Source organism: Tsukamurella pseudospumae (genome assembly GCF_001575195.1).
Classification (GTDB): Bacteria; Actinomycetota; Actinomycetes; order Mycobacteriales; family Mycobacteriaceae; genus Tsukamurella; species Tsukamurella pseudospumae.
Genome location: NZ_LSRF01000033.1, coordinates 265105 through 286945, shown reverse-complemented (window position 1 = coordinate 286945; position 21841 = coordinate 265105). Strand labels below are relative to the sequence as shown.

Genomic DNA, 21841 nt, shown 5'->3' with positions numbered 1-21841 from the left:
GGTGGTGACGCAGGTGCCACCGGAACAGATCAGGAGGGTCCATGGCGGCACGCGGGAAGGCAGCAGGCGGCGACGGTCTGCAGCGTCTGGTCATCGTGGAGTCCCCGGCCAAGGGCAAGAAGATCGGCGATTTCCTGGGGCCGAACTACACGGTCCGGGCGTCGATGGGCCACATCCGTGACCTCCCGAGCCGGGACAATCCCCTCCCCGAGGCCGACCAGGGCAAGCCCTGGGCCCGCCTCGGCGTCGACGTCGACCACGACTTCGAGGCCCACTACGTCACCTCCGCGAGCAAGCGCTCCACCGTCTCCGAGCTGAAGTCCCTGCTCAAGCAGGCCGACGAGCTCTACCTCGCGACGGACGGTGACCGCGAGGGCGAGGCCATCGCGTGGCACCTGCAGGAGGTGCTCAAGCCGAAGGTCCCCGTCAAGCGGATGGTCTTCCACGAGATCACCCAGCAGGCGATCCTCGCGGCCGCGGACGAGCCGCGCGAGCTCGATATGAACCTCGTCGACGCGCAGGAGACCCGTCGCATCCTCGATCGCCTCTACGGCTACGAGGTCAGCCCCGTGCTGTGGCGCAAGGTCAACCAGGGCCTGTCCGCCGGCCGCGTGCAGTCCGTCGCGACGCGCATCATCGTCGACCGGGAGCGCGAGCGCATCGCCTTCCGCACCGCCGGGTACTGGGACATCGCCGCGCAGCTCGACGCCGGCGCCGAGGCGACGCCGCGCACCTTCGGCGCTCGTCTCGTCTCGATCGACGGCGACCGCGTCGCCACCGGCCGCGACTTCGACGCCACGGGACAGCTCCGCAAGCCGGCCGGGATCACGGTGCTCGACGGTGCCCGGGCGAACGCCCTGGTGGCGAGCCTGCAGGGCGCCAGCCTGACGGTGACCTCGGTCGAGGAGAAGCCCTACACGCGCAAGCCCTACGCGCCCTTCATGACCTCGACGCTGCAGCAGGAGGCGGGCCGCAAACTGCGGTTCACCACCGACCGCACGATGCAGATCGCGCAGCGCCTCTACGAGGGCGGCTACATCACCTACATGCGTACCGACTCGACCACGCTGTCCGAGACCGCGATCACCGCGGCCCGGGACCAGGCGCGGCAGCTGTACGGGCCCGAATTCGTGCATCCCACGCCGCGCCAGTACACGCGCAAGGTGAAGAACGCGCAGGAGGCGCACGAGGCGATCCGCCCCGCCGGCGAGACCTTCCAGACGCCGGGCGCGCTGGCGTCCGTGCTGAACTCGGACGAGTTCCGGCTCTACGAGCTGATCTGGCAGCGCACCGTCGCCTCGCAGATGGCCGATGTCAAGGGCACCACCCTGAGCCTGCGGATCGGCGGCACGGCATCGTCGGGTGAGAACTGCGAGTTCGCCGCGTCGGGCCGCACCATCACCTTCCCCGGCTTCCTCTCGGCTTACGTCGAGACCGTCGACGACCAGGCGGGCGGCGAGGCCGACGACGCCGAGTCGCGCCTGCCGCAGCTGGTCACCGGGCAGGCGATCACGGCCGCCGAGCTGACCGCCGCGGACCACGTGACCAGCCCGCCCGCGCGCTTCACCGAGGCCTCCCTGGTGAAGACGCTCGAGGAGCTGGGCATCGGCCGACCGTCGACCTACGCGTCGATCATCAAGACCATCCAGGACCGCGGCTACGTCGTGAAGAAGGGCAACGCCCTCGTCCCGCAGTGGGTGGCCTTCGCCGTGATCGGGCTGCTCGAGGGCCACTTCGGCGGCCTCGTCGACTACAACTTCACCGCCTCGATGGAGGACGATCTCGACGAGATCGCCGGCGGCCGCGAGGGTCGCGTCGACTGGCTCACCCGGTTCTACTTCGGCTCCGACGTGGTCGAGCCCAACGGTGCCGAGCGCGTCTCGCCCGGCCTGAAGAACCTCGTCGCCGAGAACCTCGACGCGATCGATGCCCGCGAGATCAACTCGATCCCGCTCTACACCGACACCGACGGCAACGTCGTCTACGTGCGAGTGGGTCGGTACGGCCCGTACCTCGAGCGCACCGTCGCGCCGGCCGACGGTGCCGGGGAACCGACGGTCCAGCGCGCCAACATCATGGCGTCCATGACGCCCGACGAGCTCACCGAGGAGGTCGCGGAGAAACTGTTCGCGACCCCGCAGGACGGCCGCCCGCTGGGCGTCGACCCGGCCACGGGGCACGAGATCGTCGCCAAGGAGGGCCGCTTCGGTCCGTACGTCACCGAGCTCCTGCCCGCGCCCGAGGACGAGCCCGCGGAGGCGGAGGATCTCGACGAGACGGGCGCCGCGAAGGCGAAGCCGAAGACGCGGAAGAAGAAGGTCGAGGGCCCGAAGCCGCGTACCGGCTCGCTGCTCAAGAGCATGGACATCGAGACCGTCACGCTCGAGGACGCGCTGCGACTGCTGTCGCTGCCCCGCGTCGTCGGCGTCGATCCCGAGTCCAAGGAGGAGATCACCGCCCAGAACGGCCGCTACGGGCCGTACCTGAAGAAGGGCGCCGACTCCCGCTCGCTGGCCACCGAGGACCAGATGTTCACGGTGACCCTCGAGGAGGCGCTCAAGCTGTACGCGGAGCCCAAGCGACGGGGCCGCGGCGCGGCCGCTGCGCCGCCGCTGCGCGAGCTGGGCAACGACCCCGTGTCCGGCACCGCGATGGTCATCAAGGACGGCCGGTTCGGCCCGTACGTCACCGACGGCGAGACCAACGCGTCGCTCCGCAAGGGCGACGAGGTCGCGACGATCACCGACGAGCGCGCGTCCGAGCTGCTCGCGGACCGTCGCGCCCGCGGCCCGGTGAAGAAGAAGGCCACCAAGAAGGCCGCTGCCAAGAAGGCGCCGGCCAAGAAGGCGCCCGCGAAGAAGGCCGCTGCCAAGAAGGCGGCGGCGAAGAAGACCGTGGCCAAGAAGACGACGGCGGCGAAGAAGACCGTCGCGAAGAAGACCACGGCGCCGGCGGCGGCGTCGACCGACGCGAGCTGACCTACTGGACCCCGGCGGGTCCGTCGGGCTTCAGTCTTCGACGGGCCGTCGGGAGCGCAGGAAGGCGAGGCCGTTCAGAACGCCATGCGCCGCGCGTATGGCGCGGTTTCCGCAGGTCAATCCGGTTTTCAGTCGGGAGGGTATGCGCGCCGTGCATGGCGCTCATCTGCGGGCGTCCCTGTACGCGCGGTCGATCCCGGGGCGCACTACTGAAGATTCTGCGAAACCGCACCCCGGCGAACATCTTTCGAAGCTTTCTGCGATCGATTCAGTCCGATCTGTCGCAGAACGCTTCGAAAGATGTCGACTGCGACTCGGTCGCATGGTGACGCCCACACCGCCTGCCGAGCGGCACCGCCGAACGCCGTGGCGTCCCGACGCTTCTCTCGCATCCGCCACCGGCTCAGTGTGGTGCGGCATGCGTGGCACGCATGGCAAGAACGCGAAAAACAGTCTCTGAAATGGGTTTTTGTAGCCATGCGTCCGGCGCATGGGTGGTCAGGTGGACCACGCCCTGTGCCGCGCCCGCCCTCGCCCCGCCCTCCGCCTCGGCGGTCGAGCGCATCGGCGGCGCCCCGCGGCCCTCAGTCCTCCACGGGGCGCGCCAGTCGGGTGAGCTGGCCGCGCCCGCGCAGTTCGATGGCCTCGCCCAGCACCCACAGGGCCTGCTCAGCGGGCGTCGAGGCCTCCACGGCCCGGCCGGCGGCGAGCAGCGACGAGGGCTCCGACTTCGCGATCTCCGTGATCCGGGCGGCCTCGTTGACCGGGTCGCCGATCACGGTGTACTCGAACCTCGCCCGCGCACCGATGTGTCCGGCGACGACCTGACCGGCGGAGACGCCGATCCCGAAGCCCGTCCCACCGAGCACGTCGCTGAGCTGGAACCGCATCTCCCGCGCCGCCGCCAGCGCGGCTCCTGCGGCGTCCGGGTGCGGCAGCGGGGCGCCGAAGATCGCCAGTGCCGCGTCGCCCTGGAACTTGTTGACGAAGCCGCCGTGCAGGTCGACCAGGTCCACGACCACCTTGAAGAAGTCGTTGAGCAGGTCCACGACTGCCGCCGGCTCCTCGGTGACGGCGAGCTTCGTGGAGCCCACCAGGTCGACGAAGAGGACGCCCACCTCCTGGATCTCGCCGCCGAGGTGCGTGCCGTGCTCGAGCGCCTGTCGGGCGACGTCCTCGCCCACGTACCGGCCGAACATGTCGCGCATCCGCTGCCGCTCGGCGAGGTCGTGCACCATGTCGTTGAACCCGGCCTGCAGCAGGCCCAGCTCGCTGGAGTCGTAGATCTTCACCGACGCGGTGAAGTCGCCGCCCCGCACCTTGCGCTGAGCGCGGAACAGGTCGCTGATCGGGTCGCCGATCGACTTCGCCGCGCGCACGGTGCCGAGCAGGCCCGCGCCCAGGGCCACGACCGACAGCAGCAGCACGGGATTGACGACGGTGCGCGCGTCCGGGTCGATCACGCCGGTCTCCTGGGAGACGACGACCATGATGATGCCGACGATCGGGGTCGCGGTGCCGAGCACCCAGCTCAGCAGGATCCGGGTGGTCACGGAGAGCCCCGCCGTACCCTGCGGCTCCTGCGCCAGCGCCGCGACGGTGATGGGCCGCAGCACCCGCTCCGTCTGCATGTAGCTCAGCGCGCAGGTGGTGATCGCACCCAGCAGCACCGTCATCGCGATGACGATGGGGATGCCGTGCGAGCTGGTGAAGTTGATGACGACGAAGATCGCGCCGCCCACCAGCCACAGCACGGCCTGCAGGAGCGCCATGCGCCCGGGGATCGCCAGTGCGCGGCGGGAGATCTCGGGGTCGTGGGGCGCGCTGCGGCGATGCCAGCGCAGCACCGGCAGCACGAGCTGCAGTCCGATCAGCATGCCCAGCAGGCTCGCGGCCACCAGGTAGGTGACGAACACCAGCAGGTTGACGCCGCTGATCTCCTGCAACTGCACGGACTGTTGAACGGGTAGCGCGAACCGCAGGAAGCCGAACACGAACACCGCGCCCAGGATGTTCGACCGCAGGATGTCGAGCGCGAAGATCGGCCAGGGCGTCTTGGCGAGCCACCGCGCCAGTCGCAGTGCGCGACTGAGTCTGCTCTTCGGTGCTGCCACCGCTCCAACTTAGCCTGCGCTGTGTGATCGGGGGAGGGCCAGCCGGATGGCTAAGCTGTGGGGGTGAGCTCAGTGTTCGATCGCCTGGTGGGGCAGGAAGCGGTGGTGGTCGGCCTCCGGGCCGCCGCGACGGCCGCGCGGGAGGTCGTCGCGAGCGGGGGCACGGTCGCGGACCTCGCCGGATCGGCCATGACGCACGCGTGGCTGTTCACCGGACCGCCCGGGTCCGGCCGGTCCGTCGCGGCGCGCGCGCTCGCGGCGGCGCTGCAGTGCGAGGACCCGGACGAGCCGGGCTGCGGACGCTGCCGCGCCTGCACGACGGTGCTGGCCGGGACCCATGCCGACGTCCGGTCCATCGCCCCGGACGGGCTGTCCATCGCCGTCAAGCAGATGCGGGAGGTGGTGGCCGACGCGTCGCGGCGGCCGTCCGTCGGGCACTGGCAGATCGTGCTCATCGAGGACGCCGATCGCCTCACGGAGCAGGCCGGCAACGCGCTGCTCAAGATGGTCGAGGAGCCGCCGGGGCAGACGATCGTGCTGCTCTGCGCGCCTACTGTCGACCCTGAGGACATCTCCGTCACCCTGAAGTCCCGCTGCCGGCACGTGCCGCTCGTCACACCCTCGGCGCCCGCGATCGCCGCGGTGCTCGAGCGCGACGGCATCGACGCCGATCGCGCCGCGTGGGCCGCCGGGGTGTCCGGCGGCCACGTCGGCCGGGCCAAACGCCTCGCGACGGACCCCGAGGCGCAGAAACAGCGCAAACAGGCGCTGGGGCTGGCCCGCGCCGCCACCTCGGAGGGCGTGTACGGCGTCGTCGAGCAGTTGCTCCGCGACGCGGAGAGCACCGCCAAGGAGATCAACGCCGATCTCAACGAGCGCGAGACCGAGGATCTGAAGACGGCCCTCGGCGCGGGCGGCAGCGGCCGCGGCACTGCGGGCGTCATGCGCGGCTCGGCGGGCCAGCTCAAGGACCTCGAGAAGCGGCAGAAGGCCCGCGGCACCCGTGCGGTGCGGGATGCGCTCGACCGCGCGCTCATCGACCTCGCGGCCCTGTTCCGCGATGCGCTGGTCCAGGGCACGGGCGCGCAGGTCACCCTCATGCATCCCGACGAAGCCGAGCAGACCCGGCGGCTCGCCGGTTTCGCCCGCCCCGAGGGCCTACTGCGGTGCGTCGAGTCGATCCTCGAGTGCCGCGAGGCCATCGACCTCAACGTCAAGCCAGTCGTCGCGCTCGACGCGATGGCCGCCGGCGTCTCCTCGGCGCTGCGCGACCATCGCCGCTGAGCCGGCCCGGCCGAGCGGGGGAGCTGGTGGTTACTTCCCGCTGAACTGGACCTGCGCCAGGGTGGTGGACCATTTACCGCTGTCGACTTTCACCAGTCCGGTGATCCACACCAGCACGTACTTCGACGACGGTGCCCCGCTCGCGCTGAAGTGCGTCTCGCCGCTCGACAGTGTCCCGCTCCAGATCTTGGTCGTGCCGTCGAGCGAGTTCAGCGACGCCGAGTCGGCGATCCGGATCTCCACGGTCGAGCCGTCGCTGGGCGAGGTGATGGTGCCCGAGGTGATCGACACCGCCTTGTCCAGGGTGATGAGCAGACCCGTCCCGCTCTTGAGGCCGCCGAAGCCGGGACCGGAGAAGTAGTCGTCGGTGCGCCAGGACGGCTTGTCTCCCGTGAGGACGTTCTGGGCGTACTTGGACGCTTCGGCGCCGCCCTGGAAGTAGACGGGGGTGACCGAGGAGGCGGTCACCGTCGAGCCGCCCCCGCCGGATCCCCCGCCCCCGGGCTGGTTGACCACGTAGAACACGCCCGCCGCCAGCGCGATGATCACCACGGCCACCAGCGCGGCGACCGCGCGGCCCCACCTCCGGGGCTTCGCCGGGGCGGGTGTGAGTGGCTCCTGCTGCCGGGCCGAGGCGGGGAGCTGCTCGGCACGGGTGGGAGCGGGCTGGGCCGCGGTGTGCGGTCCGGGGTACTCGCCGGTCGGGACGTACTGCCCCGTCGGCGGCCCCGGGTACGGCGCGGTGCCGGAGCCGGGCTGGGCGCCCGTGTGTTCGCCGGTGAAGGCGGGAACGGACTGCTGCGCGGTCCCCGCAGGCATACGCTGCTGTGCGGTGCCGGGCGGCACGGACGGCGATTCTCCGCGCAGCCCGGCGACGAACTCGGCGCAGGTGGCGTACCGGTCCTCGGGACGCTTGGCGAGGGCTTTGCGGAAGACGGCGTCGAGGTGGCCCGGCAGTGAAGAATTGCGGGCCGTGATCTTCGGGGCGGGCTGGTTCAGGTGCGCGGCGATGACGGCCGCGGGGGAGTCGCCGGGGAACGGCGGCGCGCCCGTGAGCAGCTCGAACACGGTGCAGCCGAGCGAGTACAGGTCCGCCCGGTTGTCGAGGTTCTTGTTGTCGAAGGCCTCGGGCGACATGTACGACATCGTGCCGACCGTGATGCCCGTGGACGTGACGCCGACGGCCTCGCCCGCCGCCTTGGCGATGCCGAAGTCGGCGAGCTTGACCTGCGGCGCACCGTCGGAATCGAAGGCCACAAGGATGTTGGCGGGCTTGACGTCGCGGTGGGTGATCCGCGCCTGCCGGTAGGCGTAGTCGAGGGCCGCCCCGGCACCGTCGGCGATCTCGATCGCCAGCGGCAGCGGCATCGGCCCGCGCTGGGCGAGCATCTGCGCGGTGTCCGGCCCGGCGACGTACTCCATCGTGATCCACAGCCGGCCGTCGACCTCGCCCCGGTCGTACAGGTGGATGATGTTGCGGTGGTTGAGCTGCGCGAGCACATAGGCTTCGCGATCGAACCGCGCCTTGTACTGCGGGTTGCTACTCACGGACGTGTGCAGCAGCTTGAGGGCGTCCTGGCGGGGCAGGCGCGGGTGCTGGACGAGGTAGACCTCGCCCATGCCGCCGCCGCCGAGCTTGCGGACCACCCGGTAGCCCGCGACCTGCTGCTCGTTCATCCGAGACCTCCGCGGCGAAGCGCACGGGTCACCCGCTGACCCGCGACTTGCTTCTCGTTCATCCCCACCTCATCCGCGCCGCCCGTCGACCGCACCGAGTCAACGGTAGCGGTAGACGGGCGGAAGCGGTGATCGTTGCAGGTCAGACGGTGACCTTGGCGTGCGCGCTGGAGGTCAGCCGCAGGCCCGACTCCTCTCCGAGGGAGAGCTCGCTGTTCAGGCGCTTGGCGTCCTCGAAGTAGCTCATGGACATGCGCCAGTCGTCGGCCTCGCCCTGGCGGGGCAGCTCGTTCAGTGCGCGCTGGACGTAGCCGGCCTCGAAGTCGAGGGCGGGGCGGGTCGGCATGTCGGGGTCGGCGACCGCGACGGCCGTGTCGAGGCCGCGCTCGTCCATCGTGCCGATCAGCGTGGTGATGTACTTCCACAGCATCCCGACCTTGAGCGTCCAGGACGAGTTGGTGTAGCCGATGGCGAGCGCCGCGTTCGGGACGCCCGAGAGCATCGCGCCGCGGTGGATCACGGACTCGGTGACGTCGACGGGCCGCCCGTCGACGGACAGCTGCACGCCGCCGAACAGCTTGAGCTTGAGGCCGGTGGCCGTGACGATGATGTCGGCGTCCAGGTGCTCGCCGCCGGCGAGCTCGATGCCGGTCTCGTCGAAGGTCACGATCTTGTCGGTGGCCACGGCCGCGTCGCCGCTGCGGATGGCCTTGAACAGGTCACCGTCGGGAACGGCGCACAGGCGCTGGTCCCAGGGGTTGTACGGCGGGTTGAAGTGCACGTCCACCGGGTAGCCCTCGGGGAGGCGCTTGGCGTTCTCCTTGCGGATGATCTTGCGTGCGAGATCCGGGAAGCGCTGGGCGAAGACGTACACGCCGCGCTGCTGCCAGATGAACCGCTTGCGGCTGAGCCCGTGGCCGATCTTGTGGCCGAAGGCCCGATGGAACAGGTTCGTCAGCGGGTCCTGCTTGGGCACCGGCATGATGTAGCTCGGCGTGCGCTGCAGCATGGTGACGTGCGAGGCCCGCTTCGCGCCGGTCAGCAGCGAGGGGACGAGCGTGACGGCGGTGGCGCCGGACCCGATGACCACGACCTTCTTGCCGGTGTAGTCCAGGTCCTCGGGCCAGAACTGCGGGTGGATGATCTGGCCCGCGAAGGTCTCGCGGCCGGTGAACTCGGGGGTGAAGCCCTGCTCGTAGTCGTAGTAGCCGCTGCCGAAGAACACCCAGCTCGCGGTCATCGCGACCTGCTCCCCGTCGCGCTCGACCTGCAGGGTCCAGCGGGCGTCCTCGCTCGACCAGTCGGCGGAGAGCACCTTGTGGTTGTAGCGGATCTTGTCGGTGAGGTCGTTCTCCTCGATCGTCTCGCGCAGGTAGTCGATGATCTTGTGCGCGTCGGCGATGGAGTCCTTGGACTCCCAGGGCTTGAACTCGTAGCCGAAGGTGTGCAGGTCGGAGTCGGACCGGATGCCGGGGTACTTGAACAGATCCCACGTGCCGCCGAAGGTCGCGCGGCCCTCGAGGATCGCGAAGGACTTCGACGGCAGCTCGTCGGTGATGTAGTGTCCCGCGCCGATGCCGGAGATGCCGGCGCCGATCACGATGATGTCGAGATGCTCTCCGGTGGTGTTCGTCATGCGTGTCTCTCCTGGTCCGAGGGCTCCGTGATAGAACCGATGACTCACTCTCTCGCTCGGCGGCCCCTCGCGGCCAGCGCAGATTGCACCCGGTTGTCCCACAGGTTGGTGCAGATCGTCACGCGGGCCCGCCCGGCCGCGTCATGCCGGCCTTCCGGGCCTCGTCATGCCGGCCGTCCGGGCCGCGTCATGCGGGCCCGTCCGGGCCGAGCCAGCGCAGCACGTCGAGCGCCACGGCCACGCCCGTCGGGTTGTCCGTCAGCGGGCGCGGAAGCAGCTCGTCCGCCCTGGTCAGGCGCCGGATCACCGTGTTGCGGTGGGTGTAGAGCCGCTCGGCGGTGCGGGAGGTGTTGAACTGCTCGTCGACGTACGCGGCCACGGTCTCGCGGGTCTCCCGGTCGGCGGTCAGCAGGTCACCGAGGGTGTCCCGGACGAACTCGTCGGCCTTCCCGGTGTCGCTCGTGACCAGCGAGATCAGCGCGATGTCGTCGTACCCGGCCACGCGGCGACGGGTCCGCAGCCGGGTCATCACGCGCTGCGCCGTGCCCGCGTCCAGGTGGCTGCGGCGGAAACCCTCGAGGTCGTCGCCCGGTCGGCCGATCGCGACGCGGACCTCGGGGTGGTCGGACAGCTCGCGGGCCAGGTCTCCGGAGTTCGTGACGACGGTGCCTGGGAGCCACAGCCACAGCGCCGACGCGCTCGCGACGACGGTCAGCGGCCGGGTCACCCCGGCGTGCCGCGCGAGGGCGTGGGCGGCGGCGTCGAGGTCGCCGACGGTGCCGGTGGTCCAGATGACCGCGGCGGTGTGCGGGCCGGTGAGCCGGTATCCCAGCTGTTGCTCGGCCCGTGACCGGGTGATCGGGGCGCCCTCGAGGATCAGCGTGACCGCAGCCAGACGGTCCGCGTTGGTCCCCGTCGTGAGCTGCTCGCGTTCGCCGGCCATCCGGATCGTGATCGCGTCGATGGTGTCGTCGACGTAGGCCGACATCGAGGCCCAGGTGACGGACAGGAGTTCGCGCAGTTCCGCGGGGTCGTCGGTGAGCTCGAAGCAGACGTTCATCCACAGCGCCCAGGCGGTGTTGAGGCCCTTGCGGTAGGTGTCGATGCCGTGCAGGTCGAGGCCCCGTCGGACGAGGTCCCGGGCGACGGCGAGGGCGTCCGCGGAGTCGATGTTCGGCGGTACCCGGCGGCCCGGGTGCGCGAGGTTGTGCGCCGCCCAGTGCAGCATGACCGCGGTGTCGGAGTTGCGCACCAGCTCCGCCAGGGTCGGATCCGCGGCGATGGGGGACAGGATGATGCCGGTCAGCGTCGCGTCCTGCAGCGCGGTCACCCATTCGTCGGGGGCGTTGCTGGCGAACTCCGCGGCGCGCCGGATGAGCTCCTTGACCCGGTCCGAGGGCTCGGGCCAGTTCTGTTCCGTCGGCGCACCCATGGAGGGAACCCTACTGATCCGGGGCGTCGCTAGGGTGTGCGCGTGACGGGAATTCGGACAGTCGTGGATCGGATGGAGACGCACCAGGTCGCGTTGTACGTGGCCGGGCTCGCCATCGGTGCCGCGCTCGGCCTCGCCGTCCCGACGGTGTCCGGCCCCGCCGGGGCGCTCGTCGAACCGGCCCTCGCCGCGCTGCTGTACGCGACCTTTCTGGGAATCCCGTTCGCGCGCATGGGGGAGGCGCTGCGCGATGTCCGCTTCCTCGGCACGGTCCTGGCGGTGAACTTCGTCGCCGTGCCGATCGTGGTGCTGCTGGTGTCGCGGATCGTCGCGCACGACAGGGTGCTGCTGGTCGGGGTGTTGTTCGTACTGCTGACGCCGTGCATCGATTACGTGATCGTGTTCAGCGGCCTCGCGGGCGGGGCGAAGGACCGGCTGCTCGCCGCGGCGCCGCTGCTCATGCTGGCGCAGATGATCCTGCTGCCCGCGTACCTGTGGCTGTTCGTGGGTGCCGATGTCGTGCGGACCCTCGACGTCGCGCCCTTCGTGCGAGCGTTCGTCGTGATCATCGCGTTGCCGCTGGTGCTGGCCGGTGCGACGCAGTGGGCGGCGGCGCGCACTCGCTGGGGTGCTGTGCTCTCCGCGGCGGTGTCGGGCGCGATGGTGCCGGTCATGGTGCTCACGCTCGCGGTGGTGGTCGCGTCGCAGATCGCGGGTGTGCGTTCCGAGCTGTCGTCTCTGCTGCTGACGGTCCCCGTCTACGTGCTGTTCGCGGTCGTCATGACCCCGATCGGCGCGGTCGCGGGACGGTTCGCCGGATTGGACGTCCCGAGCCGGCGCAGCGTCGTGTTCAGCGGCGTGACCCGGAACTCGTTGGTGATCCTGCCGCTGGTCCTGGCCCTACCGGCCGCGTACGATCTGGCGCCGCTGGTGGTGGTCACGCAGACCCTCGTCGAGCTGGTGGTGATGGTCGTGTTCGTCCGCCTGATCCCGCGATGGATCCGCTAGACGTAGTTCGTGAATCGCTATCCTGGCGTGATGGATGCGGATTCCGGTCAGGGGGCGACGGCGCTCGGGACCTTCGGTGCGATTCTCGCCGGGCTTGTCGTGATCGAGGTGCTCGCCTGGTTGTGGGCGCAGACCATCGGCGCGGGCTTCGGGTGGTCGGTGCTCACGCTCCTCGTCGGCGTAGCGCTCGTCGTCGCGTGGCTCGCCTACCTCGTGACCTGGGCGTTCCGTCGTAAGCGGTTCGCATGGCACTTGCTGATCATCCCGACGATCGGCCTGCTCGGGCTGGGTGCAGCATTCTCGGGACTGCCGCAGAAGGCGCGGTGGGCGTACGACGAGCCCCGGCTCACCGTGGCGGCGCGGGAGGCGATCGCCGATCCGCGCGCGGAGTTCCACGATCAGAATGATCGGACGATCGGCACTCAGGAGGTGTCCAGCACGAGCAAGGTCGACGGAGTGGTCACTTTCCGTCTGTTCAGCAGCGACGGGTTCTTCAGCATGACGACGCTCCAATACCGGCCCGACGGGAGCTCCCCGGACCGCTGCGGCACCAATCGATGCCAGAGCCTGTCCGACGGGTGGTGGCGCGTCCTCGTCGACTAACGGGACGGATCACCGTCGCGAGACCCGCACCGGCAGTGAGGAGAGTCCGCGCACGTTGAGCGAGTGCACGCGCTCGACGTTCTCGAAGTCCACCTCGTAGCCGCGCACCGTCGACACCACCTCGCCCAGCGCGATATCGGCCTCCAGCTTCGCCAGGTGCGAGCCGAGGCAGAAGTGACTCCCGAAGCCGAAACTCAGTGACGCAGAGGTGTCCCGACCGATCCGGTACGCGGCGGGATCGTTGAACACGTCCGCGTCGCGGTTCGCCGACGCCACGAGCAGCAGGACCCGATCCCCTTGGGGGATTACAGTTCCACGGAACTCCACGTCGGTGGCCGCGCGCCGCAGCAACATCTGCGTCGACGTGTCGTAGCGCAGGGTCTCCGCCGACCAGTCCGGGATGGCCGACGGTGCGCCGAAGGGCTTCGCTCCCTCGTCGGGATGTCGTGCGCCCCAGTAGATCGCGTTGCCCAGCAGCTTGGTGGTGGTCTCGTTGCCGGCCACGATCATGAGGATCAGGATGCCGACGATCTCCGCGTCGGTGAGCGATTCCTGTGCACCGCTGTCGTTCTTGACCTGCGCAGCGATCAATGCGGAGACCAGGTCGTCCGCTGGCCGAGCGCGACGCTCGCCGACGAGGTCAAGATAGTACCGATACAGGCCGAAGAAGGCCTCCGCGGCGGGCTGCGGGACGTCGAAAACGCCGTCCTCCCTGTGGATCAACACGTCGCCGAGCCGGCGCAGTTCGTCCCGGTCGGCGATCGGGACGCCCATCATCTCGGAGATCACCTCCATCGGGACGAGCGCGGCGAAGTCGGCGACGAAGTCGAACTCGCCGCGGTCCAGGCACGCCGCCCAGTGCGCGCGTACGCGCTCCTCGATCCACGGCCGCAGTGCCGCCATGCGTTTGGGGGTGAACGCCTTCGCGACCAGTCGCCGGATCCGCAGGTGACGCGGGTCGTCCATGGCGAGGAAGCTCATCGCGTACTCGGCGTCCTGTGTGTAGGCCGCGGGTTCCAGCGTCACGCCCCACGCGCTGGAGAGGCGCTCGGTGTCGCGGAAGGCGGCGCGCACATCGTCGTACCGCGAGAGGGCCCAGAAGTCGCGCTCCGGGTTGTAGTACACGGGCCGCTCCGCGCGCAGCCGCTCGAAAACCGGGTACGGGTCGTCGTGGAAGGCGTAGGAGTACGGATCGAGAATTGGACTGGACATGTGTCCAGACAATAGTCCAGAACGTGTCGAAGGGGAACAGGTTCTTGTCCGTCAGTTCGACATCATCAGGTCGACGGCGCGCGTCAGCGCCGCCTTCGACGCTTCGACGTCGAGGTACCCCATCCCGGCCTGGACCAGCACGCCGGAGTACGCGAGCTCGACGGACTCCACCAGGCCCGACGGTGCGCCGCGCCCCAGGGCCTCCAACAGCCTGGCGCGGATGAGCAGCCCGACGCGCAGTCGCGCGGCCTGGGCGTCGGACTCGTGGCCCAGGAGCGCGGTGTTCACCGCGGTCGCGAACTGCGGGTCGATCAGCACCAGCTCGACGAGGCCGGTGAGCACCTGCAGGACGCGCTCCCGCGGCGCGGCCGCCGGGTCGGGCCCGACGAGTTCCGCCTCCACGCGGCGCGCGAACACCTCCGCGATCAGGTGGTTCTTTGAGGAGAAGTACGTGTACGCAGTCGCCGGCGAGACGCCCGCTGCGCGCGCCGCCACGCGCACGGTGAACCCGTCGACACCGTGCTCGGCGAGCGCCGCCGGCACCGCGGCGCACAGCCTGGCCACCGTCTCGGCCTGGGCCGGGGACAGCCGCCTGCGGGGGAGTTCCGTCGAGCTGGACATGAGTCCAGACGATAGTCCGGGAATCCGGGATGTGCCCGGCTCTGCGCTGCAGGGCTCGGGCGCGAGTGTGTCCAGACATCCGGCGACGGCACGGGGTACGGCGAAGGCCAGGTCGGAAAACGTGTCCGACCTGGCCTTCGGTGGAGCCGCCTGCGAGAATCGAACTCGCGACCTTTTCATTACGAGTGAAGCGCTCTACCGACTGAGCTAAGGCGGCGTGGCCCCACACGGGTGCAGGACCGAGGACCAAGTGTACTGACCGCCCCGTCGACCACCAAATGCACCGCTCAGCTGGCACGTTTGGCGAGTAGCTGCTCCCGCAGGATCTCGGCGTGACCGAGGTGCTGGGCCAGCTCGCGCAGCACGTGGAGATACGCCCATCGCAGGGGCAGAGGGCTGAGTCGATGTCCGGGCAGGGGGTCGTCGAGCGAGAGATGCGCAGTCGCCCGGCGGGAGGCGGCGCACGCCTGCTCGTACGTCGCGCGCACCGTCGGGATGTCGTCGTCGGCGGCGAGGACGAAGGACTCGTCCGGGTTCTCGGGGATCCCGATCTCCGCGCGGGTCCGGCCGGTGAGCGCGGCGTCGAACCACACCTTCTCCACGAAGGATCCGTGCTTGAGGAGGCCGAGCAGGGTGGCGCGGGACGGGACGAGAGACGCCCTTGCTTCCTGCTCGGTGAGACCGTCGAGGACGGCGGCCAGTCGCTCCCGGTGCTCATCGAGGAAGGTTTCGAACTGAGCACGCAGTTCTGCGTCGAGAGTCTCGCGCTCGATCGTCGGCTGCACCGTCATCATCGCCGCCGCGGGAGGACCCGGAACAGCAGGAACACGACCGCGGAGACGATCAGAAGGAGGGGGACGCCGCCGAAGATCCCGAGAAAGACGAGCATGTCGCGGTTCATCTCCTGAGCGCACTCGGGTATCCGCGCGCATTCACTCAGTCCTGCTTCGGCGAGGATCGGCACCGTTGTCATGCCCCGATGCTACGGTGCACCGCGTTCGCCGCCCCGTTCATCGTGACTGCCAGTGCCCACCGGAGACGTCCGGTTTGGCACTGGCGGTCACAATTTCATAGCCCGCGGATCGACCCCATCCGTCGAATCCGGCCTCGAGTCGCCGTCCCCGCGGCGGTCGCCTAAGCGGCCGCCGGGCGCGCTACTTCCCCGAGATCCACGCCGGGACAACGGGACCCGTCACGTCGAAGGCCTTCGCGATGTCCGCGAGGATGTGATAGGCGCCCTGCACGCTCACGGCGCTCATCCACTCGGCGTCCTTGACCTCCACGACCCGCGGCACCAGCGGGGCCCACAGCGGGTTCTGCCGGAAGGTGTTCAACGAGTCGGACCCCTTGTCGCCGTTGGTGGTCACGAAGATCTTGGTGCCGTCCGCGGCGGGGATCCGCTCGGCGCTGATCTCCGTCATGAAGTCGTCGATGTCCTGCGACGCCGGCCGCGCGAGACCCGCGTCCTGGAGCACGATGCCGGAGAAGGACTTCTTCGCGTAGAGGCGCGTCGGGCCGTCGAGGAAGCGCACCACGGAGATGGTGGTGTCGGGTCCCGCCTTCGCCTTCACGGCGGCGCCCACCGCCCGCGCCTGCGCCTCGTACTCCGCGAGCCGCTGGTCGGCGAGAGTCTCCTTGCCGAGGGCCTTGGCCAGCAGTCGGATGTTGTCCTTCCACGTGGGACCGGTGGTCTCGCTGAAGACCGTCGGCGCGATACCCGAGAGCTGTTGGTACTCCTTGCCGTGTCGGACCTTCGCGCTGACGATGAGGTCGGGCTTGGTGGCGATGACCTTCTCCAGTGACGGCGCCGCGAGCTTCCCGACGCTCACGGCCTCCGCGCCGAAGTTCGTCGCGGACGCGCCGAGGTAGTCGGGCAGCTTGCTGCCGAGGGTGTTGTACTCCGTGAACGCGACGACCTTCGTGTCCAGCATCAGCGTCGCGTCGGTGAAGGACGCGTCGAGCGCGGCCACCCGCTGCGGCGCGCTCGGGATCGTCGTCGTTCCCATCGCGTGCTCGACGGTCCGCGGGAACCCGCCTCCGGCGCTGGTGCTGCTGTTCGCCGAGTCCGACGGTGCGCCGCTGCCGCACGCGGTGAGCGCGCCGATCGTGAGTGCGGCGAGCGTGACGCGCGCCAGGGAGAGCTTCATGGGACGGGGGTTCCTTCCGGTCGCGATGTCGCGGGGCCGCGATCTGCGAGAAGGAAGGTTACGCTTGCCTTATCGATCTGGACAACAATCGTTAGGGCTGTTCAGGGTTCGTCGGCGGCCGCCCCGGCCCGCGCATCGGGCGCGCCTTCGCGGGCATGCGCCCGGCATCGTCGAGCGCGCGGCGCAGGAGGAATTCGATCTGCGCGTTGACGCTGCGCAGATCGTCCGCGGCCCACTTGGCGAGCGCCTGGTGCACCGCGGGGTCGATCCGGAGCGGGACCGCCTTGCGGCCCCGCTCCTTTCCCGCCTCCGGTGCGTCCACTAGCTGTACAGGCTCCCCGTGTTCACCACCGGCGTGGTGCGGCTGTCCGAGCACAGGACCACCAGGAGGTTGGACACCATTGCGGCCCGGCGCTCGTCGTCGAGCTCGACGGTGCCGTTCTCCTCGAGCCGGGTGAGCGCGTTCTCGACGATGCCGACGGCGCCCTCGACGATCTTCTCGCGCGCCGCGAGGAGGGCGGAGGCCTGCTGTCGCTGCAGCATGGCCTGCGCGATCTCCGGGGCGTAGGCGAGCGAGGAGATGCGCGCTTCGAGGATCTCGAGTCCGGCCAGTTCGACGCGCGCGGCGACCTGTTCGGCCAGTTCGGCGGCCACTTGGTCGGTGGATCCGCGCAGCGATGTCGCGCCCGCCACGCCCTCGTCGGCGTCGTAGGGATGGCTGGTGGTCACGTGCCGCAGCGCGGACTCGGCCTGCGAGACGATGAACTCCTCGTAGTCCTCGACGGCGAAGGTGGCCCGGGCGGTGTCGGCGACCTGCCAGACGATGATCGACGCGATGTTCACCGGGTTGCCGGTGGAATCGTTCACCTTGAGCTCGGCGGTCTCGAAGTTGTGCACGCGCACCGAGACCCGCTGCCGCGTCGTCAGCGGTAGGACGAGCCCGAGGCCCTGGGCGCGCACGGTTCCCACGTACTTGCCGAACAGCTGCACCACCAGGGTGTGCCCGGGCGCGACGACCACGACCATGCTGACCAGCAGCAGCGCGGCGATGGCCAGGACGACCGCGCCGACGATCAGCACCGGCGTCTGCGTCGAGATCGAGAGGATCACCAGACCGACCGCGCCCGCGACGAGCGCGAGGAAGCCGACGAACGCGGCCACGGCGGCGCCGGCGCCGGCATGCCACGCGGTGCGCTCCGTGACGGCCACCTGGGTGTCCTCGGGTTGAACGATGCTTGTCATCACCCCTCCTTATTCTGATATCACTTAATTTAAGTGATATCACTTTGACGTCGCCGCCGTCAAGGTTCCGTCAGGACCGCGTCAACATCCCTACCGGCCCGATGCGGGCCCGAATAACGTTCCGGCTCATGATCTTCCTGCTGATCGTGACCGGCGTTCTGTTGACCCTGCGCCTGATCCACGAGCTGTACTACCGGCGCGTGGATGCGCATCCCCTCGAATCGCACTGAATCGAAGCCTTGACCTCAACCGGGGTTGATAAGCGAGCCTGGAGGCATGGCTGACGACCGCTTCCGCGACCTTCCCGACGTCCTCGGCGACGGCACGCTCGACGACGCCGCCGCGATCGTGGAGTTCGTCTCCGAGGTGCTCGCATCGCAACGCGAGGGCAGCGTGCCCCGCGTGCGTTCGCTCTTCCGCGACGACGCGGTCTGGACCACCGCGCACGGCCGCCGGCTGCACGGCAGGGCCGCGATCGACGGCTTCCTCGCGCGGACGGTCCGCGGTTCCGGGGTGCGGGCAGGGGCGCACTACCGTGTCGAGCGCATCCTGTTCATCCGTCCGGACGTGGCCGCGGTGAGCGTCCGGGTGCGGCCCCTCGGGTCCGACGGTGCGCCGCAGCTCGAGTCCGCCCCGCTCTACGTGCTGTCCAAGGAGGACGGGGCCTGGCGGATCGCCGCCGCGCAGTCGACGGCGGTGTTCGACGATCCGTTCGCGCGGCAGTCCCGTGCCGGGTAGCCTTCGGGCCGTCGCGTCGATGTGACGCCCGGCTCCGGGAATCGTCCGCGAATCGTTCCGGCCAAAACTGGAACGTGTTACAGTTCTGCTCACGATACCGTGGCGCTGAGCTGTCCTGCCTGGGCATTCGAGGACGGCGCCGCGGGAGAGGGGTAGCACCATGGCGGCAACGAAATCGGATCCGGACGGGGTCCTCGACGACGGCCTGACGGGCGCGGACGAGGTCGACGAGCCGACCGCACCGGTGACGCCGAAGCTCACGAAGAAGGCTGCGGAGCAGGTGGCATCCGCGGAGCCGGAGAAGCAGCGGGGCATCGTGGTCACGCCGCTCATGCTCGGCCTGGCGGCGGTCGTCGTCGTCCTCGCCGTCGCCGCGACCGCGTTCGGATTCCTCTGGCTCTCGGCGTCGTCGGATCGCGACGACGCGCGCGGGCAGCTGGCGTCGATCACCCACACCGAGGACCGGAACGCGCGCGCCAAGGACGTGGCGGTCAAGTACGCGATCGGCGCGGCCACCGTCGACTACCAGAACCTCGATCCCTGGCGCACCGCGCTGGTGGCGAACACGACGCCGGAGCTGGCGAACACGCTCAAGACCGCTTCGACGGACTTGGAGCAGGTGTACGTACCGCTGCAGTGGCAGTCCACCGCCACTCCGCTCGGCACCATCGTCGTCTCGGACAAGGACGACATCATGGTCGTCAACGTCTTCGTCAACGTCGTCACCAAGAGCACGCAGCGGCCCCAGGGGATTCCGTCCGTGACCACCTACGCGCTGACGATCGACACCAAGCAGAACTGGGTGATCAGCGACGTGAGCAGCATCGACGGGGCGCTGGGCGGCAAGAAGTAGCAGCCGCGGCTCGGCCGCGCGAACGGCTCCCCGGCGTGCCTCAGGGCTGGCCGGGGAGCAGCTGCACCATCAGGCCCTCGCCGTCGGCCAGCAGTGTCCCGTCCTCCTCGGTGAGCCGGGCGGTGATGAAGGTCTTCCGCCCGTCCACCCGATCGACCTTGCCCTCGATCACGAGCGGCACGTCGAGCGGGGTCACCTTGCGGTAGTTGACGTGCAGGTACGCGGTCCGGCTGATGGGCCGCTTCGCCGCGTAGACCACGTTGCCGAAGTTGTCGTCGAAGATCAGCGGCAGGACGCCGCCGTGCGCGACCCCGCCGCCGCCGAGGTGATACCGACGGAGCACGCCGCGAGCCACGACGGACTCCGCATCGAACTTCTCGACGTGGAAGGGCGGCATCAGCAGGCTGCCGCGCCCGGGCAGCGACATGGATCGGTTCGCGGGTCCCTTGCCTTCGCGCGCCTGGAACGGGGCCAGCAGCTCGATCAGCTCGGCGACCCTGTCCCGTGCGGCCTCGTACACCCCGTCGGGGGCGTCGACGCTCACCGCGAGGTCCTGCAGCCGGCGCATGTTCTCGACGAACTCGCCGAACGCGGGCGGCGGGGTGGCTTCCTTGAAGCGCGGGATCTCGCTGCGCAGGTCCACCTTGTCCGAATCCGACTCGCTCATCCCTCAGACCTTACTCAGCACCAAACCGCTGGTCGGAACCCCGGTCCCGGCGGTCACCACGGCGCGCTCCGCGCCGGCGACCTGGTTGGCCGCCGTCCCGCGCAGCTGGCGCACCGCCTCGGCGATGCCGTTCATACCGTGGATGTACGCCTCGCCCAGCTGCCCGCCGTGCGGGTTGAGGGGCAGGGCCCCGTCGAGCTCGCAGGTGCCGGCGGCCAGGTACGACGGTGCCTCCCCCCGCCCGCAGAAGCCGAGCTCCTCGAGCTGCATGAGCACGTAGGGGGTGAAGTGGTCGTAGAGCACCGCCAGGTCCATGTCCGACGGTGCCATTCCCGCCTGCGCCCACAGCTGGCCGGCCACGACGCCCATCTCGGGCAGGCCGGTGAGCCCGTCGCGGTAGTAGCTGGTCATCACGTACTGGTCGGGGCCGCTGCCCTGCGCTGCGGCGGAGATGATCGCGGGCGTCCGCTGCAGGTCGCGGGCGCGCTCTGCGCTCGTGATCACCAGCGCCACACCGCCGTCGGACTCCTGGCAGCAGTCGAGGAGGTGGAGCGGCTCGGCGACGAACTTCGACGCCTGGTGCTGGTCGAGGGTGATCGGTTTCCCGTGGAACCAGGCCTTCGGGTTGGTCGCGGCCCGGGCGCGATCCAGGACCGCGACGCGGCCGAAGTCCTCACTCGTGGCGCCGAAGTCGTGCATGTAGCGGCGCGCCGCCATGGCGACGGTGGCTGCCGGCGTGGCGATCCCGGCGGGGTAGTGGAAGGCGTTGTCGATGCCGTTCGTGTTCACCTGCTGCGCAGCGGCGTTCGACACCTGCCCGAACCGGTGCCCCGACCGCTCGTTGAAGGCGCGGTAGGCCACCACGACGTCGGCGACGCCGGTCGCGACGGCCATCGCGGCCTGCTGCACCGTGGCCGCGGCCGCACCGCCACCGAAGTTGATGCGGCTGAAGAACTTCAGCTCTGGGATGCGCAGCTCGCGGGCCACGGCGATCTCAGAGTTGGTGTCCATGGTGAAGGTCACCAGGCCGTCCACCTCCTGCGGCGTGAGGCCCGCGTCGTCGAGCGCCGCGCGCACGCATTCCACGGCCAGGCGCAGCTCGCTGCGGCCGGAGTCCTTGGAGAACTCGGTGGCGCCGATGCCGGCGATCGCGGCCCTGCCGCTCAGCCCGCTCATGCCGGCAGCACCACGGTCGCGGTGCCGGAGATGTGGTCGCCCAGGCTGTCCTTCGCGGTCACGGCGACGGTGACGGCGGCACCGTCGACCTGCGTGACCGTGCCCGAGAACGCGAGGGTGTCGCCGGCGTAGCATGGCGCGCCGAGCCGGATGGAGATGTTCCGCACGAAGGCCTCCGGGCCCGCCCAGTCGGTCACGTACTTCTGGACCAGGCCGTTGTCGGTGAGGATGTTGACGAAGACGTCCTTACTGCCGCGCGCGATCGCCGCGTCGCGGTCGTGGTGGACGTCCTGGAAGTCGCGGGTCGCGATCGCGGTGGTCGCGACGAAGGTCGTGGTCGCGTGGATCGTCATGGGCGGCAGCGCCGTCCCGACGGTGACCTCGGCGGCCCTGAGGGTTGCGGGGTACGTCATCGTGCCTCCCAGGCGGGCAGGGTCATGTCGTCGTCATCGC

General features: G+C 69.9%; 20 protein-coding genes and 1 tRNA gene. 6 read left to right on the top strand and 15 right to left on the bottom strand.

What is annotated here, in order from left to right; translation table 11 throughout:
• The first annotated feature begins 41 nt into the window (after window positions 1-41).
• Window positions 42-2978 (top strand): type I DNA topoisomerase, encoded by a 2937-nt coding sequence (gene topA / locus AXK60_RS11840; protein WP_068571315.1) that lies wholly within the window; start codon window positions 42-44, stop codon window positions 2976-2978.
• A gap of 584 nt (window positions 2979-3562) precedes the next feature.
• Here the strand turns inward: topA and AXK60_RS11835 are convergent.
• Window positions 3563-5092: an adenylate/guanylate cyclase domain-containing protein gene (locus AXK60_RS11835; RefSeq protein WP_068571314.1), complete on the bottom strand. Its 1530-nt coding sequence runs from the start codon at window positions 5090-5092 to the stop codon at window positions 3563-3565.
• Window positions 5093-5155: 63 nt separating this feature from the next.
• Here AXK60_RS11835 and AXK60_RS11830 point away from each other — a divergent pair, with 63 nt between their 5' ends.
• Window positions 5156-6376 (top strand): DNA polymerase III subunit delta', encoded by a 1221-nt coding sequence (locus tag AXK60_RS11830; RefSeq protein ID WP_068571313.1) that lies wholly within the window; start codon window positions 5156-5158, stop codon window positions 6374-6376.
• Between the two features lie 30 nt (window positions 6377-6406).
• On the opposite strand, the gene AXK60_RS11825 is transcribed toward AXK60_RS11830, so the two are convergent.
• From AXK60_RS11825 to AXK60_RS11815, 3 genes are all read right to left on the bottom strand, one after another.
• Complete coding sequence (locus AXK60_RS11825) at window positions 6407-8053, bottom strand: serine/threonine-protein kinase (RefSeq protein ID WP_068571312.1); 1647 nt, start codon at window positions 8051-8053, stop codon at window positions 6407-6409.
• Window positions 8054-8195: 142 nt separating this feature from the next.
• On the bottom strand, window positions 8196-9689 hold the full coding sequence (locus AXK60_RS11820) for a flavin-containing monooxygenase (RefSeq protein WP_068571311.1): 1494 nt from the start codon (window positions 9687-9689) through the stop codon (window positions 8196-8198).
• A 187-nt stretch (window positions 9690-9876) separates the two neighbouring features.
• On the bottom strand, window positions 9877-11121 hold the full coding sequence (locus AXK60_RS11815) for a PucR family transcriptional regulator (RefSeq protein WP_068571310.1): 1245 nt from the start codon (window positions 11119-11121) through the stop codon (window positions 9877-9879).
• Window positions 11122-11163: 42 nt separating this feature from the next.
• On the opposite strand from AXK60_RS11815, the gene AXK60_RS11810 reads away from it, so the two are divergent.
• Window positions 11164-12129: an arsenic resistance protein gene (locus tag AXK60_RS11810; protein ID WP_244881092.1), complete on the top strand. Its 966-nt coding sequence runs from the start codon at window positions 11164-11166 to the stop codon at window positions 12127-12129.
• Window positions 12130-12159: 30 nt separating this feature from the next.
• A complete protein-coding gene (locus AXK60_RS11805) occupies window positions 12160-12732 on the top strand; it encodes a hypothetical protein (RefSeq protein WP_068744174.1) in 573 nt (190 codons plus the stop codon).
• A 9-nt stretch (window positions 12733-12741) separates the two neighbouring features.
• Here AXK60_RS11805 and AXK60_RS11800 read toward each other — a convergent pair whose 3' ends face one another.
• The 8 genes from AXK60_RS11800 to AXK60_RS11770 form a co-directional block, all read right to left on the bottom strand.
• Complete coding sequence (locus AXK60_RS11800) at window positions 12742-13944, bottom strand: cytochrome P450 (protein ID WP_068571308.1); 1203 nt, start codon at window positions 13942-13944, stop codon at window positions 12742-12744.
• Window positions 13945-13995: 51 nt separating this feature from the next.
• On the bottom strand, window positions 13996-14565 hold the full coding sequence (locus AXK60_RS11795; protein WP_068571307.1) for a TetR/AcrR family transcriptional regulator: 570 nt from the start codon (window positions 14563-14565) through the stop codon (window positions 13996-13998).
• A gap of 141 nt (window positions 14566-14706) precedes the next feature.
• Window positions 14707-14782, bottom strand: a tRNA-Thr gene (locus AXK60_RS11790).
• 70 nt (window positions 14783-14852) lie between these two features.
• Window positions 14853-15356, bottom strand: coding sequence for a DinB family protein (locus tag AXK60_RS11785; protein ID WP_175400000.1), 504 nt, complete (start codon window positions 15354-15356; stop codon window positions 14853-14855).
• Window positions 15356-15538 carry a hypothetical protein gene (locus AXK60_RS26425; protein ID WP_139057900.1) on the bottom strand — a complete coding sequence of 61 codons (183 nt, stop codon included), beginning with the start codon at window positions 15536-15538 and terminating at the stop codon, window positions 15356-15358. The genes AXK60_RS11785 and AXK60_RS26425 overlap by 1 nt, the downstream gene beginning before the upstream one ends.
• Before the next feature lie 181 nt (window positions 15539-15719).
• Window positions 15720-16712: an ABC transporter substrate-binding protein gene (locus AXK60_RS11780; RefSeq protein ID WP_068571305.1), complete on the bottom strand. Its 993-nt coding sequence runs from the start codon at window positions 16710-16712 to the stop codon at window positions 15720-15722.
• 91 nt (window positions 16713-16803) lie between these two features.
• Complete coding sequence (locus AXK60_RS11775; RefSeq protein WP_068571304.1) at window positions 16804-17034, bottom strand: type II toxin-antitoxin system antitoxin; 231 nt, start codon at window positions 17032-17034, stop codon at window positions 16804-16806.
• Window positions 17034-17954, bottom strand: coding sequence for an SPFH domain-containing protein (locus AXK60_RS11770; protein ID WP_068571303.1), 921 nt, complete (start codon window positions 17952-17954; stop codon window positions 17034-17036). The genes AXK60_RS11775 and AXK60_RS11770 overlap by 1 nt, the downstream gene beginning before the upstream one ends.
• Before the next feature lie 276 nt (window positions 17955-18230).
• Here AXK60_RS11770 and AXK60_RS11765 point away from each other — a divergent pair, with 276 nt between their 5' ends.
• Complete coding sequence (locus tag AXK60_RS11765) at window positions 18231-18692, top strand: SgcJ/EcaC family oxidoreductase (RefSeq protein WP_068982526.1); 462 nt, start codon at window positions 18231-18233, stop codon at window positions 18690-18692.
• A 160-nt stretch (window positions 18693-18852) separates the two neighbouring features.
• Entirely contained in the window at window positions 18853-19545 is a 693-nt protein-coding gene (locus tag AXK60_RS11760) for a hypothetical protein (RefSeq protein ID WP_068571302.1), read from the top strand.
• 40 nt (window positions 19546-19585) lie between these two features.
• Here the strand turns inward: AXK60_RS11760 and AXK60_RS11755 are convergent, their stop codons facing one another.
• From AXK60_RS11755 to AXK60_RS11745, 3 genes are read right to left on the bottom strand one after another with little or no spacing between them, the layout of a single operon-like run.
• A complete protein-coding gene (locus AXK60_RS11755) occupies window positions 19586-20212 on the bottom strand; it encodes a PaaI family thioesterase (protein WP_068571301.1) in 627 nt (208 codons plus the stop codon).
• A gap of 3 nt (window positions 20213-20215) precedes the next feature.
• The gene (locus tag AXK60_RS11750; protein ID WP_068571300.1) at window positions 20216-21388 is read right to left on the bottom strand and encodes a lipid-transfer protein; all 1173 of its coding nucleotides are present in this window, start codon (window positions 21386-21388) and stop codon (window positions 20216-20218) included.
• Window positions 21385-21801, bottom strand: a complete 417-nt coding sequence (locus AXK60_RS11745) for a hotdog family protein (RefSeq protein WP_068571299.1) — start codon at window positions 21799-21801, stop codon at window positions 21385-21387. Before AXK60_RS11745 ends, AXK60_RS11750 begins: the two co-directional genes overlap by 4 nt.
• Window positions 21802-21841 lie beyond the last annotated feature (40 nt).

Bases quoted from the DNA above. Each gene is read 5' to 3' on its own strand.
- AXK60_RS11825 (WP_068571312.1), bottom strand. From the start codon at position 8,053: ATGAACGAGCAGCAGGTCGCGGGCTACCGGGTGGTCCGCAAGCTCGGC.
- AXK60_RS26425 (WP_139057900.1), bottom strand. From the start codon at position 15,538: ATGACAACGGTGCCGATCCTCGCCGAAGCAGGACTGAGTGAATGCGCG.
- AXK60_RS11780 (WP_068571305.1), bottom strand. From the start codon at position 16,712: ATGAAGCTCTCCCTGGCGCGCGTCACGCTCGCCGCACTCACGATCGGC.
- topA (WP_068571315.1), top strand. From the start codon at position 42: ATGGCGGCACGCGGGAAGGCAGCAGGCGGCGACGGTCTGCAGCGTCTG.
- AXK60_RS11800 (WP_068571308.1), bottom strand. From the start codon at position 13,944: ATGTCCAGTCCAATTCTCGATCCGTACTCCTACGCCTTCCACGACGAC.
- AXK60_RS11770 (WP_068571303.1), bottom strand. From the start codon at position 17,954: ATGACAAGCATCGTTCAACCCGAGGACACCCAGGTGGCCGTCACGGAG.
- AXK60_RS11760 (WP_068571302.1), top strand. From the start codon at position 18,853: ATGGCGGCAACGAAATCGGATCCGGACGGGGTCCTCGACGACGGCCTG.
- AXK60_RS11750 (WP_068571300.1), bottom strand. From the start codon at position 21,388: ATGAGCGGGCTGAGCGGCAGGGCCGCGATCGCCGGCATCGGCGCCACC.
- AXK60_RS11795 (WP_068571307.1), bottom strand. From the start codon at position 14,565: ATGTCCAGCTCGACGGAACTCCCCCGCAGGCGGCTGTCCCCGGCCCAG.
- AXK60_RS11820 (WP_068571311.1), bottom strand. From the start codon at position 9,689: ATGACGAACACCACCGGAGAGCATCTCGACATCATCGTGATCGGCGCC.
- AXK60_RS11785 (WP_175400000.1), bottom strand. From the start codon at position 15,356: ATGACGGTGCAGCCGACGATCGAGCGCGAGACTCTCGACGCAGAACTG.
- AXK60_RS11745 (WP_068571299.1), bottom strand. From the start codon at position 21,801: ATGACGTACCCCGCAACCCTCAGGGCCGCCGAGGTCACCGTCGGGACG.
- AXK60_RS11805 (WP_068744174.1), top strand. From the start codon at position 12,160: ATGGATGCGGATTCCGGTCAGGGGGCGACGGCGCTCGGGACCTTCGGT.
- AXK60_RS11815 (WP_068571310.1), bottom strand. From the start codon at position 11,121: ATGGGTGCGCCGACGGAACAGAACTGGCCCGAGCCCTCGGACCGGGTC.
- AXK60_RS11755 (WP_068571301.1), bottom strand. From the start codon at position 20,212: ATGAGCGAGTCGGATTCGGACAAGGTGGACCTGCGCAGCGAGATCCCG.
- AXK60_RS11765 (WP_068982526.1), top strand. From the start codon at position 18,231: ATGGCTGACGACCGCTTCCGCGACCTTCCCGACGTCCTCGGCGACGGC.